The sequence below is a fragment of the Deferrisoma camini S3R1 genome, from assembly GCF_000526155.1.
In the GTDB taxonomy this organism is placed as follows: domain Bacteria; phylum Desulfobacterota; class Deferrisomatia; order Deferrisomatales; family Deferrisomataceae; genus Deferrisoma; species Deferrisoma camini.
Genome location: NZ_JAFN01000001.1, coordinates 1,302,428 through 1,315,095 on the forward strand (window position 1 = coordinate 1,302,428; position 12,668 = coordinate 1,315,095).

Genomic DNA, 12,668 nt, shown 5'->3' on the forward strand with positions numbered 1-12,668 from the left:
CCTCCGCCGGAAAAGACGGCCTCGCCGAAGCCGCTACGGCTCGGTCTGCTGCGGCGCGTGAGAGCACGCGCCGCGGGCGCTCCCCTGCGCCGAGCGGCTGGAACGGCTCGGCCGTAGCGCTCCGGGCCAACGGCCCCCAAATCGCTGGCTTCGAATGCGACTGGGTATGAGGGGGCCTTGGTCGTTCCGAACCCTGGCTCCTGAAAAACGGAGGCTCCATGCGCATCGACACCCGCCTGGTCCGGGCCGGCCTCGGCACGGACCCCCGTACCGGAGCGGTGAGCACACCGATCCATCCCTCGGCCACCTTCGCCCATCCCGGGCTCGGCCAGAGCACCGGGTTCGACTACTCCCGCACCGCCAACCCCACCCGCCGGGTCCTGGAGCAGGCCCTGGCCGAGGTGGAAGGGGGCGCCCGGGCGTTCGCGTTCCCCTCGGGCATGGCGGCCCTGACCACCCTGTGTCTCCTGTTCCGTCCCGGAGACCACCTGGTGGCCTCCGACGATCTGTACGGCGGCACCTATCGGCTGTTCGAACGGGTGTTCCGGGAGTACGGCCTCGAGGTCACCTACACCGACACCACGGCCCCGGAGTCGGTGGGGGCCGCCCTGCGGCCCAACACCCGGGCCCTTCTGGTGGAGAACCCTACGAACCCCCTGCTCAAGGTGGCCGACCTGGAGGCCCTGGGTCGGCTGGCCCGGGACCGGGGCCTGGTGTTCGTGGTGGACAGCACCTTCCTCACCCCCTATCTCCAGCGGCCCCTGGAGCTCGGAGCCGACATCGTGGTCCACAGCGCCACCAAGTTCCTCGGCGGCCACAACGACCTGCTCGCCGGGGTCCTGGTGGCCCGGGAGCCCGAGTGGGCCGAGCGGATCGAGTTCCTCCACAACACCACCGGCGCCGTGCTCGACCCGTTCTCCTCGTGGCTGCTCGTGCGCAGCCTCAAGACCCTGGCCGTGCGGGTGGAGCGCCAGTGCCGCACGGCCGAGGCGGTGGCCCGGTTCCTGCTGGGCCACCCCGAGGTGACCCGGGTATACTACCCCGGCCTGCCCGACCACCCCGGCCGCGAGATCCTCGAGCGCCAGGCCCGGGGGTTCGGGGCCGTGGTGAGCTTTCGGCTCCGGAGCGCCGACCAGGTGTCGGGGTTCCTCGAATCGCTGCGGCTCGCGACCTTTGCCGAGAGCCTGGGCGGTGCCGAGACCCTGGTGACGGTGCCGAGCCGCCAGACCCACTGCGACATGCCGCCCGAGGTGCGCGAGCGCCTGGGCGTGACCGACGATCTGGTGCGTCTGTCGGTAGGCCTGGAGAACCCCGAGGACCTGATCGCGGACCTGGACCGCGCCCTGCAAGGAGAGAGCGGATGAACCGCAGACGACCGTCCCCGGCCACCCGCTGCGTGGGGGGCCGCGCCGAGGTGGACCCGGCCACGGGGGCCCTGGGAACCCCCATCGTGATGGCGAGCACGTTCCACCAGGACGACCCCGGCCGGCCCGGCCCCTGGGAGTACACCCGATCGGGCAACCCCACCCGGCACGCCGTCGAGACCCTTCTGGCCGAGCTGGAGGGGGGCACGGCCGGGTTCGCCTTTGCCTCGGGCATGGCCGCCACCACGGCGGTGCTGTCGCTCCTGAACCAGGGCGACCACGTGGTGGCCGCCCGCGACCTGTACGGCGGCACGTTCCGGGCCCTGACGGCCGTGTTCTCCCGGTTCGGGATCGAGGCCACCTTTGCCGACGCCACCGACCCGGACGCCCTGGGCCGGGCGTTCCGGTCGAACACCCGGATGGTGTGGCTCGAGACCCCTTCGAACCCCCTCTTGCACGTCACGGACCTGCGCGCGTGCGCATCGTTCGCCCGGCAGAGGGGCGCGCTGACCGTGGTGGACAACACCTTCATGACCCCGCTGCGGCAGCGCCCCCTGGAGCTCGGGGTGGACGTCGTGGTCCACAGCGCCACCAAGTTCCTGGGCGGCCACAGCGATCTGGTGGCCGGAGCCGTGGTGGTGTCGGACCCGGACCTGGCCCAGCAGGTGGGCTACCTGCAGAACGCCCTGGGAGGCATCCTCTCGCCCCACGACTCGTGGCTCCTGGCCCGGGGCATCAAGACCCTCAAGGCCCGGTACGACGCCGAAGAGGCCACCGCCCAGGAACTGGCCCGTCGCCTGGCCGATCATCCGGCCGTGGAACGGGTATACTACCCGGGCCTGCCCGACCACCCCGGCGCGGAGGTCCATGCGGCCCAGGCCTCGGGCCCGGGCGCCGTGCTGAGCTTCGACCTGGGCTCGGAGGAGGCCGCCCTGGGGGTGCTGCGGGCCGTGGAGGTCCCGGCCGTGGCCGTGAGCCTGGGGGGGGTGGAGTCGATCCTGTCCTACCCCTGGACCATGTCCCATGCGGCCATGCCGCCCGCCCACCGCCGGGCCCTGGGCATCGGCCCCGGCCTGCTGCGGCTGTCGGTCGGCCTGGAGGACGTGGAGGACCTGTGGGCCGACCTGGAGCGGGCGCTCGGGGGGTGAGAAGCCCTATGCGGCGCACCACCGGCCCCCATGCTCCCCGAGATCGTGAAGTGGAAGCGAAGAAGTATGGTGATGCCTAGAACGCGAGGGAATCCGCGGGGTTTTCTAGCCTTCTAGCCTCCTAGCTTTCCAGCCTTCAAGCGGGCCGAGGGCCCAGACCGACGACCAACGACCGACGACCTACGACCGAAGCTACATGGGAGACACGTCGGCAATCCTGGAGCCCCTGGAAACCGAGGGCCTCATCGGGCCTTTGGACGTGGAGTTCGCCCGGCTCGTGGCCCGGCTCTCGGGTGACGCCCGGGCCGAGCTCCTGCTGGCCGCGGCCCTGACCAGCCGGGCCGTGACCCTGGGCCACGTGTGTCTGCCCCTGGCCGCGCCGGCCCGGGCCGTGGGTCGGGAGGACCTTCCGGCCCTCCCCTCCCCGGGGCGTTGGGCCGAGGCCCTGGCCCGGAGCCCCGCGGTGGGATCGCCGGGCCAGCACCGCCCCCTGGTGCTCGACCGCGGAGACCGGCTCTACCTCCACCGGTACTGGGCCTACGAGGACGGCCTGGCCCGCTGGATCCGAGCCCGGGCCGAGGCGCCCGACCTGCCCCATGACCCCCGGGCCGCCCGGGCCGTGCTGGACCGGTTGTTCCCCCGCCGGGACGCAAGACCCGACTTTCAGCGCCTGGCCGCGGCCACGGCCCTGCTGCGGCCCCTCACGATCCTCTCGGGCGGGCCGGGAACCGGTAAGACCCACACCGTCGTACGGATCCTGGCCCTGCTCCTCTCCCAGTGCGAGGACGGGAACCTGCGGGTGGCCCTGGCCGCGCCCACCGGCAAGGCGGCGGCCCGGGCGCAGGAGGCCGTGCGCCAGGCCCGGGACGACCCGTCCGCATTGCCCCTGCCCGACGAGGTTCGGGACCGTCTGCCGGCCGAGGCCGTGACCCTGCACCGGCTTCTGGGGGTGGTGCCCGGCCGGGCCCGGCCCCGGTACGGCCCCGACCGGCCGTTGCCCCACGACGTGGTGGTGGTGGACGAGGTGTCCATGGTGGACCTGGCCCTGATGGCCAAGCTCACGGCCGCGGTCCGGCCCGGGACCCGGCTCGTGCTGGTGGGTGACCGGGATCAGCTGGCCTCGGTGGAGGCCGGATCCGTGCTGGGCGACCTATGCGACACCGGCCGGGAGCACCGGCTCTGCCGGGAGATGGCCCCGGCCCTCGGCCCCTTGGCCGGTTTTCCCCTGGACGGCCTGGTCGGGGACGAGCCCCCCCCCGCCCGGGGCCTGGTGGTGCTCCGCGACAACTTCCGGTTCCGGGCCGAAAGCGGCATCGGCCGGGTGACCCGGGCCGTGAACGCCGGCCGGGCCGACGAGGCCCTGGAGCTCCTGCGGCAGGGGTCCGGCGGCGAGGTCTCGTGGAAAGACCTGCCGGCCCGCTCCCGCCTGCCCGAGGCGCTGGCGCCGGCGGTGCTCGAGGGGTACGCGCCCGTGTTCCGGGCCGTGGCCCGGGGCGAGGCGGAGGAGGCGTACGATCTGCTGGGTCGGTTCCGGGTGCTGTGCGCCCTGCGGGTCGGACCGTTCGGGGTGGAGGCCGTGAACCGGGCCGTCGAGGCGGTGCTGGCCCGGGAGGGGTGGGTGCCCACCTCGTCGGGCTGGTACCCGGGGCGGCCGGTGCTGGTGACCCGGAACGATCCGGCCCTGCGCCTGTACAACGGCGACGTGGGCCTCGTGGTGCCGGACGCCCACGCCAGCGGCGCGGTGCAGGTGCTGTTCCCCACCCCCGACGGAGGGTGGCGCCGGATCCCGCCGGTGAGGCTACCGCCCCACGAGACCGTGTACGCCATGACCGTGCACAAGTCCCAAGGATCCGAGTTCGACCGGGTGCTCCTGGTGCTCGGCGACCGGCCCAACCCGGTGCTGACCCGCGAGCTGGTGTACACCGGCCTCACCCGGGCCCGGAACCGGGCCGAGGTGTGGGGCTCGGCCGGGGTGTTCACCGCGGCCGTGCGCGCCAGGGCCCAGCGCACCTCGGGCCTGCGCGACCGGGTGTGGGAAGGGCGAGCGGATTGAACAAGGGGCGGCGCCTTGACTCGCCCGCAGCCTCGGATACCTTTTCCCGGCGATGTGGTCGATATGAACCGGGAAAAAGCTAAGGAGGAGACCGGATGAACGCGATGACCGAGGCGAACCTGAAAAGTGCGTTCGGCGGCGAGTCCATGGCCCACATGCGCTACCTCCACTGGGCCGAACTGGCGGAGAAGGAGGGTTTCCCCGGGGTGGCCCGGCTGTTCCGGGCCGTGGCCCGGGCCGAGTGGATCCATGCCGGCAACCACTTGCGGGTGCTCAAAGACCGGGTGGGCGACGCGGCGGTCACGGCCGGCGGCGGGTTCGGGTACCAGTCCACGAGCCAGGCCTTGCAGGGGGGAATCGACGGCGAGACCTTCGAGATCGAGCAGATGTACCCGGTGTACAAGCAGGTGGCCGAGTTCCAAGGCGAGACCGCCGCGGTGCGCAGCTTCCACTATGCCCTGGAGACCGAGAAGGTCCACCGGGCCCTGTACGAGGAGGCCAAGGCCGCGGTGGACCAGGGCAAGGACATCTCGTTCGGCACCCTCCACGTCTGCCCGGTCTGCGGGTACACGGTGAAGGGCGACGCGCCCGAGCACTGCCCCGTGTGCGGCGCCGGAGCCGACCGGTTCGAGGCCCATCAGGTGTGACCGATTAGCCCCCCCGCCCCCTGCGCTCGAGCCATTCGCCCACCATGAACGCGGCCACCGTGCCCTCGCCCACGGCGGCCGTGATCTGCTTCCGGCTCCCGGCGCGCACGTCGCCGGCCGCGAACACCCCGGGCACCGAGGTGGCCAGGGTAGCGGGGTCGGCCTTCACGAACCCCGCATCGTCCAGCTCCAGGGTGCCCCGCAGGAAGCCGGCGTTGGGCTCGAGCCCGATGAACACGAACACCCCGTCGCAGGCGATCCGTTCCGTCCGGCCGGTGGCCGCGTCCTCCACCTCCACCCCCTCGACCGCCTCGGTCCCCAGCACCCGCCGAACCCGGTGGCCCAACCGGATCTCCACCCCGGGCAGGGCCCGCACCCGGTCCTGCAGCACCTGGCTGGCCGTGAGGCGATCGAGGTTTTGCACCAGGGTGATCCGATCGGCGAACCCGGCCAGGTGCACGGTCTCCTGGAGGGCCGAGTTTCCCCCACCCACCACCACCACGTGCTTCCCCCGGAAGAACGGCGCGTCGCAGGTGGCGCAGAAGCTCACCCCCCGGCCCACCAGCTCCTCCTCGCCCGGAACCCCCATCCTCCGGTACACCGACCCCGTGGCCACCACCACGGCGCAGGCCCGGACTTCCCCCTGGGCCGTGCGGATCCGGAACATCCGCCCCTCGGGCTCCAGGCCCTCGGCCCCTTCGAAGGTTCGGACCTCGGCCCCGAACTTGAGGGCCTGGCGGTAGATCCGCTCCATGAGCTCGGCCCCGTTCACGGGGTCCGGGAACCCCGGGTAGTTCTCGATCCGGTCGGTCAGGGCAGCCTGGCCGCCCGGCATGCCCTTGTCCAGCACCAGGGTGCGCATCCCCTCCCGGGCGGTGTAGATCGCCGCGGTCAGGCCGGCCGGGCCCGCGCCCAGCACGGCCACATCGTAGACCCGAGGGAGGCCCGTGAGGTCCACCCCCAGGGCCTCGCCCAGGGCTGCGGTGTCCGGATCCACCACCATCCGGTCCCCCACCCGAACAGCCGGCACCTCCAGGGCCCCGCCGGTGGCCTGCTGGAGCCGCCGGGCGGCGTCGGAGTCGTCCTCCGGGTTCACCACCCGGTACGACACCCCTGCCGCCTCCAGCAGCTCGCGCACCCGGTGACACCGCTCGCACCACGGCACGGCGTACAGAACGACCTCGTTGGGCTTCACGGTGGACCTCCCTGTAAGTTCGGTCATTGGTCGTTGGTCGTTGGTCGTTAGTCGTTGGTCGTCGGTCGGGGGCCTTCGGCCTGCTGGGCGGCTAGGCTGCTAGGCGGCTCCTGAGCCCCGCCGCCAGGACCTCCGGGGGGCATGGGGTCTGCTGGAGAGCCGCGCGCGGCTCCTTGGCTCGCCGCGCAGCGCCTTCAACGCTCGCACCGTGAGTTCGTTCGTGCCCCGCCGAACGGTCATGAAGCCACCGCCGGTGCCCCGTGCCTGCGCGGCGAATCCCATTGCCCGGCTTCGCGCGCGGCCGGAAGCAGGCCCCATGCCTCCGGCGTGAAGGCCCCGGACCAACGGAGGTTACCCTTCCCCGTTGTACGGCCCCGCAGGGGCCTGACGAGGCTTCCCAGTAACTTCGGTCGTTGGTCGTTGGTCGGGGGCCTTTGTCTCGCCCACCGTACCACCTCCGGCGCAGCCGTCCACCCCGCCCTTTACGGCCGGCCGCCCACCGCGGTACCTTGCCCGGGATGCGCGGAGGAACCATGATCGAACCGATCCGGTCTCGAAGGAACGAGCGGCTCCGGTGGGCGGCCCGGGTGGTGCGCGACCGACGGTTCCGCCGGCGCGAGGGGGTGTGGGCGGCCGAGGGCATCCGCCTGGCCGAGGAGGTGGCCGGCTCCGGTCTGCCGGTGCGGCTGTGGCTGCTGGAGGAGGGGTGGGGGGCCGAGCCGGGCCGGAACCGCCGGCTCCTCGAGACGGTGACGGAGCGGGGGGATCCGGTGGTTCGGGTGGCCCGGGGGCTGCTGCGGGAGGCAACCGACACCCAGACCCCCCAGGGCGTGGCGGTGGTGTTCCAGGCGCCCCGGTGGGCGCCGGAGGACCTGCTGGCCCGGCCCGGCCCCCTGGTGGTGCTCGACCGGCTCCAGGACCCCGGGAACCTGGGCACCCTGGCCCGCACCGCCGAAGCCACGGGCGCGGCCGGCCTCGTGCTGGTACCCGGCTCGGCCGACCCGGGCAATCCCAAGGCCCTGCGCGCCTCGGCGGGGTCGCTCCTTCGGCTGCCCGCGGTCACCGTGCCCAATGCGGCCGGGTTCCTCAAGGCGGTCGGGATCCAGGCCCTGGCCACGGTGCCCGCGGGCGGGGCCGCGCCGGACGAGCTGGACCTGACCGGCCGGTTCGCACTCCTGCTCGGCCAGGAGGGCGGCGGCCTGGCCCCCGACCTGGCCGGGTCGGCCGGCCTCCGGGTCACCCTGCCCATGGAAGGCCGGGTGGAGTCGCTCAACGTGGCCGCGGCCGCGGCCATGATCCTGTACGAGGCCCAACGCCAACGCCGCAAGGCCCTTTCCCCCATCTCAAGGAGTTCCCCATGGCCCAGATCCAGACCCTGACCTTCACCCAGACCCTCACCCACACCGGCGGGTTTCGGGCCCAGGCGCGCGTGCGCGACCTGCCCCCCTACGGCCTGGACGAGCCCAGGGACCTGGGAGGCGAGGACTCGGCGCCCTGCCCCATGGACTACCTGCTCACCGCGGTGGGCGGATGCCTCCTGTCGAGCCTGGCCATGTGCCTCCAGAAGAAGCGGGTGGAGGCCCCGGTGTCCATGGACCTGGAGGGCGAGGTCGCCCGCAACGACGAGGGGCTCCTCCGGGTGAAGAGGATCCGGGTGCGCATCCGGGTGGACGCGCGGGAGGAGGACCGTCGCAAGGTGGAGGGGTGCTACCAGATCTTCAAAAAGTACTGCATCGTGTCCGCCTCGGTGGCCCAGGGGATCCCCCTGGAGACCGAGCTGGTGTTCGGCGGATAGCCGGCGTTGTCCCGGTTCGCCCGACGGTTCGATCGTTACCGGGAGATCGTCCCCGACTTCGAGGCGTTCTGCGAGGCCCACGAGCGCCCCGCTCCGGTCCACCTGCGGGTGAACCCCCGCAAGGCCGCCCCGGCCTGGGTGGTCGACCGGCTGGCCCGGGCCGGGGTGCGGGTACGGCCCGAGCCCTGGTACCCCCACCTGCTCCGGGTGGAGGCCGCACCCGAAGGGTTCGCCTTCGGCGCCACCCTGGTCCATGCCCTGGGGTTCGTGTACATCCAGAGCGCCTCCTCCGCGGCGTCGGCCCTGGCCCTGGGGGCCCGTCCCGGCCACCGGGTGCTGGACCTGTGCGCGGCGCCCGGGTCCAAGACCACCCTGCTGGTGCAGGAGATGGACGACCGGGGCCTGGTGGTGGCCAACGAGCCCAACCGCCGCCGCATCAAGTCGCTGGTCACGAACCTGGAGAGGATGGGGGCCGCGTCCGCCCTGGTCACGGCCTACGCTGGCCAGAACTTTCCCAAGAGGGTCCGGTTCGATCGCATCCTGGTCGACGCCCCGTGCTCGGGCGAGGGCACCTGGCGGGGCCCCCGGGCGAAGCCCCGCCGGATCACCCCGGAGTTTCGTTCCGGCCTGGTCCGGCAGCAGACCGGCCTGTTGGAGCGGGCGTGGGACCTCTTGGAGCCCGGAGGGGTCCTGGTGTACTCCACCTGCACCTACGCCCCGGAGGAGAACGAGGCCGTGGTGGCCGACCTGGTGGAGCGAACCGGCGCCGAGGTGCTGCCGGTGCCGGTGGACGTTCCGGCCCGGCCCGGCCTGACCGCGTGGCAGGAACGGACCTTCCCCCCCTCGCTCGCCCGGACCGCCCGCCTGTTTCCGCACCGGCTCGACTCGGAGGGATTCTTTGTCGCTCGACTGGCTAAGCCCTGAGGACGCCCGGCGGGTCACGGCCTACCTGCAGGAGCGCTACGGCATCCCTGCCGGAGCCCTGGCCGGGCTGCGCCTGTTCCGGCGAGGCGGGTACGTCTGCGCCCTGCGGGAGGAGGCCGCGGCTGCGGCCGAGACGCTCCAGGCGGCGGGGGGTGGGCTGCGCCTGGTCAAGGAGATGGGACCCGGCCGGTACAAACCCGCGACCCGGGGAATGCAGGTCCTGGCGGCCCGGGCCGGGGGGGGGATCGATCTGACCGAGGCCGAGCTCCGGGGCCTGCTCCAGGGCCAGACCCTCTCCACCCCGCTGCCCGGCAGGGGGTTCGTGCTGCTCCGGTGGGAGGGCGCCGTGGTGGGGGTGGGGCTCCTGCGCGAGTGCCGGCTGGTGGGGCAGCTGCCCCGCACCGTGACCGAGCACCTGCGCCTCGGGGGGGACCGCCCCCTGGTGTGAGCCCTGCTCAAGGTTCCCGACGGCCCAACCGACAAGGATAGGGAGCGGGGGCGAACGTCCGGGCGCCCCGGCCGAATCCTTACTCACAAGGGGAAGTGGCCCATGGATCGACCCGCACCGGTCCTCGTGGAGATCACCGAACGGCTCGAACGTCTGCCGCCCATGCCCCAGACCGTGTCCGAGGTCATGCAGATGAGCCGGTCGGAGGACTTTGCCGTGGGCGACCTGGCCCAGGTGGTGTGCAAGGACCCCACCCTGGCCGCCCGCGTGCTCAAGCTGTGCAACTCGGGGTTCTACGGCTTGGGCAAGGAGGTCACCAGCATCCAGCGGGCGGTGGTCCTGCTGGGATTCGAGATGACCAAAAACCTGGTGCTCTCCAGCTTCGTCCACTCGGTGATCCAGGGAGACTTCGAGGCCTACGCCCAGACCTCGGACGGGCTGTGGGAGCACAGCTTCGGGTCGGCCACCGCCTGCCTGGCCCTGGCCGAGAACACCGCCCCGGACCTGGTGGAGGTGGCCTACACCGCGGGGCTGCTCCACGACATCGGCAAGGTGGTGCTGGCGTCCCTGCTGGCCGAGCGGTTCCAGGAGGTGATCGAACGGGTGAAGACCCGGAGGATCCCGTTCCCCCAGGCCGAGCACGAGGTGCTCGGAACCGACCACGCTGAGGTGGGGGCCCTGGTGGCCGAGCGATGGAACCTGGCCCCGGTGCTCCGGGAGGTGATCCGCTCCCACCACCACAGGGACGTGGAGGTGTCCGAGCCCCGGCTGGCCGCCCTGGTGCGCCTGGCCGACGGAGTGTGCGGCATCCTGGGGGTGGGGGCCGGGTTCGACGCCACCGACGCGGAGCTGGACGATCGGGACCTCGCCCTGGTGGGGCTCGACGGCGACAGGCTCCAGCCGGTTCTCGACCAGGTGATGGCCCGGGTCATGGACGTACGCGGGTTCCGGTTGTTCTAGGCGGGGGCGCCATGGAGAAGATCATCTGTATCGGGGGTAGCACGGGGGCGCCGGCCGGGCTCACGGACCTCCTGGCAAAGCTGCCGGCCGACCTGCCGGCGCCGGTGCTGGTGGCCCTCCACATGCCCGCGTACATGACCGAGGGCTTCGTCCAGACCCTCGAGCGCCGTGTGGCCCTGCGGGTGGTCGTGGCCGAGAACGGCGCCCGGCCCGAGCCGGGGTGCGTGTACGTGGGCCCCGGCGGACTCCACCTGGGCCTGTCGCCTGCCGGCCGGATCGTGGTGAGCCCCAAACCCACCGAACTCCACTTCAAGCCCAGCATCGACGTGCTGTTCTTCACGGCGGCCCGGGCCTTGAGAAACCGGGTGGTGGGCGTGGTCCTGACCGGGCTGTCGGCCAAGAAGGACGCGGTGGAGGGGGCTCTGGCCCTGCGCAAGGTGCGGGCCGAGGTGCTGGTGATCGACGATCCGTCCGCCAAGTTCCTCGGCATGCCGAAGGCCGTGATCGAGGCAGGGGGCGCCAGCCGGGTGCTCCAGGCCGCAGACCTACCGGAGGCCGTCGCACGGGCGTCCCGCGGTTGACCGGGGCTCCCCCCACCACTAGACTATAAGCCTTCGCGGGCCCGGCCCGCCTCCTCACTCCCGAGGCCGATCGGACGATCCATGGCCGTCGCCGTCATCAGTCGAACCGACTTTCCCGCCCTTCTTCTGGACCCCCGAGCCAACCCGGAACCCATGGTGTTCGTGACGGACGACCCGGCGCTGGCCCGGATGGCCCGCCGAAGGGGGTTCCGGACGGCCACCGGAGAGCTGACCGACCCCCGTCTGTTCCGACGGGCCCGCATCGGCCCGGAGGACCGGGTGCTGTTCCACCTGCCCCGGCTCACCGACCTGAACCGGTGCCTGGCCGCGCTGCTCAAGGTGGTGCCCGACGCGGCCGTGGCGGCCCTGCTGGAGCCGGGACGGGCCGCCCCGCGTCGGTGGAAGGAACGGGTGCTGTTCATCCCCACGGGCCAGATCGGCACCGTGTGCCTGCGCAGCGAGCTGGAAAAGGCCGCCACCCGCAGGATGCTGGCGGGGATCCGGTCGCTGTTCGAAGGGGCCGAGAAGGTGCTCCTGCTCGTCCAGGACGACCCCGATCCCGACGGCCTGGCCTCGGCCCTGGCCCTGCGGGCCCTGTTGGGCCGGAACCGGCTGACCGCCGTGATCGGAGCCTTCGGGGCGGTGACCCGGCCTGAGAACGTGGCCATGGTGAGGCTGCTGGACATCCAGGTGGAGACGATCACCCCGGACGACCTCGAGCGGTTCGACCGGATCGCCCTGTTGGACGTGCAGCCGCTGCACTCCCCCGACATTCCGCTGCGGGTGGACCTGGTGATCGACCACCACCCCAGGCGTGCCCAGTGCCGGGCCCGCATCTCGGACATCCGGCCCAAGTACGGGGCCACCTCCACCATCATGACCGAGTACCTGCTGGCCTCCGACACCCCGATCTCCCAGCGCCTGGCCACGGCCCTGATCTACGGCATCAAGACCGACACCCAGCTGCTCGGCCGGGACACCACCCCCATGGACGTGTCGGCGTTCGCCTCCCTCTACCCCCTGGCCAACCACGCCCTGCTGCGGCGGATCGACCGACCCCAGTTCCCCCGCCGCGACCTGCCCTCGCTCAGCCACGCCCTGAACCACGCCCGCATCGTGGACGACATCCTGTTCGCCCACCTGGGTCCCCTGACCCGGGAGGACGTGGTGCCGTTCATCGCGGACTTCGGCCTGGAGGTGGAAGCGGTGGAGTGGTCGGTGGTGTCGGGGATCTACGGCGGGAAGCTGGTCATCTCGGTCCGCAGCTACGGCACCGGCCGCAGCGCGGGCGAGGTGGTCAAGGCCGCGTTCGAGTCGTTCGGGAGCGCCGGGGGCCACAAGGCCATGGCCAAGGCGGTGATTCCCCTGGACAACGTGCCCGACGAGTGCGTGGACCACGAGACCTGGGTGCAGGGCCGGTTCCTGAACGCGCTGTACCAGAAGGCCAAGACCCGGTGCCCCGACAACGGCAGGGCCGAGGGCAACGGTCCGGCCCGGGCGTGCTCCTGACCGGGTGACCGGGGGCGGCCCCGATGCCCCCCCACGGCGCCCCC

At 72.5% G+C, this 12,668-nt stretch carries 12 protein-coding genes; 11 read left to right on the forward strand and 1 reads right to left on the reverse strand.

The genetic code is table 11. From position 1 onward, the window contains the following. The first annotated feature begins 218 nt into the window (after positions 1-218). From DEFCA_RS0105695 to DEFCA_RS0105710, 4 genes are all read left to right on the forward strand, one after another. Positions 219-1,364 (forward strand): trans-sulfuration enzyme family protein, encoded by a 1,146-nt coding sequence (locus DEFCA_RS0105695; RefSeq protein WP_025322069.1) that lies wholly within the window; start codon positions 219-221, stop codon positions 1,362-1,364. Further along, entirely contained in the window at positions 1,361-2,512 is a 1,152-nt protein-coding gene (locus DEFCA_RS0105700; protein WP_025322070.1) for a trans-sulfuration enzyme family protein, read from the forward strand. Before DEFCA_RS0105695 ends, DEFCA_RS0105700 begins: the two co-directional genes overlap by 4 nt. Positions 2,513-2,708: 196 nt before the next feature. Next, a complete protein-coding gene (gene recD / locus DEFCA_RS0105705; RefSeq protein ID WP_025322071.1) occupies positions 2,709-4,565 on the forward strand; it encodes an exodeoxyribonuclease V subunit alpha in 1,857 nt (618 codons plus the stop codon). A gap of 95 nt (positions 4,566-4,660) precedes the next feature. Next, positions 4,661-5,212 (forward strand): rubrerythrin family protein, encoded by a 552-nt coding sequence (locus DEFCA_RS0105710; RefSeq protein ID WP_025322072.1) that lies wholly within the window; start codon positions 4,661-4,663, stop codon positions 5,210-5,212. A 4-nt stretch (positions 5,213-5,216) separates the two neighbouring features. On the opposite strand, the gene DEFCA_RS0105715 is transcribed toward DEFCA_RS0105710, so the two are convergent. Beyond that, complete coding sequence (locus DEFCA_RS0105715) at positions 5,217-6,407, reverse strand: FAD-dependent oxidoreductase (RefSeq protein WP_025322073.1); 1,191 nt, start codon at positions 6,405-6,407, stop codon at positions 5,217-5,219. 533 nt (positions 6,408-6,940) lie between these two features. On the opposite strand from DEFCA_RS0105715, the gene DEFCA_RS0105720 reads away from it, so the two are divergent. From DEFCA_RS0105720 to DEFCA_RS0105750, 7 genes are all read left to right on the forward strand, one after another. Continuing rightward, a complete protein-coding gene (locus DEFCA_RS0105720) occupies positions 6,941-7,786 on the forward strand; it encodes a TrmH family RNA methyltransferase (RefSeq protein ID WP_025322074.1) in 846 nt (281 codons plus the stop codon). Beyond that, positions 7,765-8,202, forward strand: a complete 438-nt coding sequence (locus tag DEFCA_RS0105725) for an OsmC family protein (RefSeq protein ID WP_025322075.1) — start codon at positions 7,765-7,767, stop codon at positions 8,200-8,202. Before DEFCA_RS0105720 ends, DEFCA_RS0105725 begins: the two co-directional genes overlap by 22 nt. Positions 8,203-8,208: 6 nt before the next feature. Continuing rightward, a complete protein-coding gene (locus tag DEFCA_RS0105730; RefSeq protein ID WP_025322076.1) occupies positions 8,209-9,126 on the forward strand; it encodes an RsmB/NOP family class I SAM-dependent RNA methyltransferase in 918 nt (305 codons plus the stop codon). Continuing rightward, positions 9,101-9,574 (forward strand): hypothetical protein, encoded by a 474-nt coding sequence (locus tag DEFCA_RS22085; RefSeq protein WP_169709465.1) that lies wholly within the window; start codon positions 9,101-9,103, stop codon positions 9,572-9,574. Before DEFCA_RS0105730 ends, DEFCA_RS22085 begins: the two co-directional genes overlap by 26 nt. Before the next feature lie 102 nt (positions 9,575-9,676). Continuing rightward, a complete protein-coding gene (locus tag DEFCA_RS0105740; RefSeq protein ID WP_025322078.1) occupies positions 9,677-10,534 on the forward strand; it encodes an HDOD domain-containing protein in 858 nt (285 codons plus the stop codon). Between the two features lie 11 nt (positions 10,535-10,545). Next, on the forward strand, positions 10,546-11,115 hold the full coding sequence (locus DEFCA_RS0105745; protein ID WP_025322079.1) for a CheB methylesterase domain-containing protein: 570 nt from the start codon (positions 10,546-10,548) through the stop codon (positions 11,113-11,115). 81 nt (positions 11,116-11,196) lie between these two features. After that, positions 11,197-12,624, forward strand: a complete 1,428-nt coding sequence (locus DEFCA_RS0105750; protein WP_025322080.1) for a DHH family phosphoesterase — start codon at positions 11,197-11,199, stop codon at positions 12,622-12,624. Positions 12,625-12,668: the final 44 nt, after the last annotated feature.

Coding starts and splice junctions, on each gene's coding strand:
- DEFCA_RS0105700 (WP_025322070.1), top strand. CDS start 1,361: ATGAACCGCAGACGACCGTCCCCGGCCACCCGCTGCGTGGGGGGCCGC.
- DEFCA_RS0105750 (WP_025322080.1), top strand. CDS start 11,197: ATGGCCGTCGCCGTCATCAGTCGAACCGACTTTCCCGCCCTTCTTCTG.
- DEFCA_RS0105695 (WP_025322069.1), top strand. CDS start 219: ATGCGCATCGACACCCGCCTGGTCCGGGCCGGCCTCGGCACGGACCCC.
- DEFCA_RS0105740 (WP_025322078.1), top strand. CDS start 9,677: ATGGATCGACCCGCACCGGTCCTCGTGGAGATCACCGAACGGCTCGAA.
- DEFCA_RS0105720 (WP_025322074.1), top strand. CDS start 6,941: ATGATCGAACCGATCCGGTCTCGAAGGAACGAGCGGCTCCGGTGGGCG.
- DEFCA_RS0105745 (WP_025322079.1), top strand. CDS start 10,546: ATGGAGAAGATCATCTGTATCGGGGGTAGCACGGGGGCGCCGGCCGGG.
- recD (WP_025322071.1), top strand. CDS start 2,709: ATGGGAGACACGTCGGCAATCCTGGAGCCCCTGGAAACCGAGGGCCTC.
- DEFCA_RS0105710 (WP_025322072.1), top strand. CDS start 4,661: ATGAACGCGATGACCGAGGCGAACCTGAAAAGTGCGTTCGGCGGCGAG.
- DEFCA_RS0105725 (WP_025322075.1), top strand. CDS start 7,765: ATGGCCCAGATCCAGACCCTGACCTTCACCCAGACCCTCACCCACACC.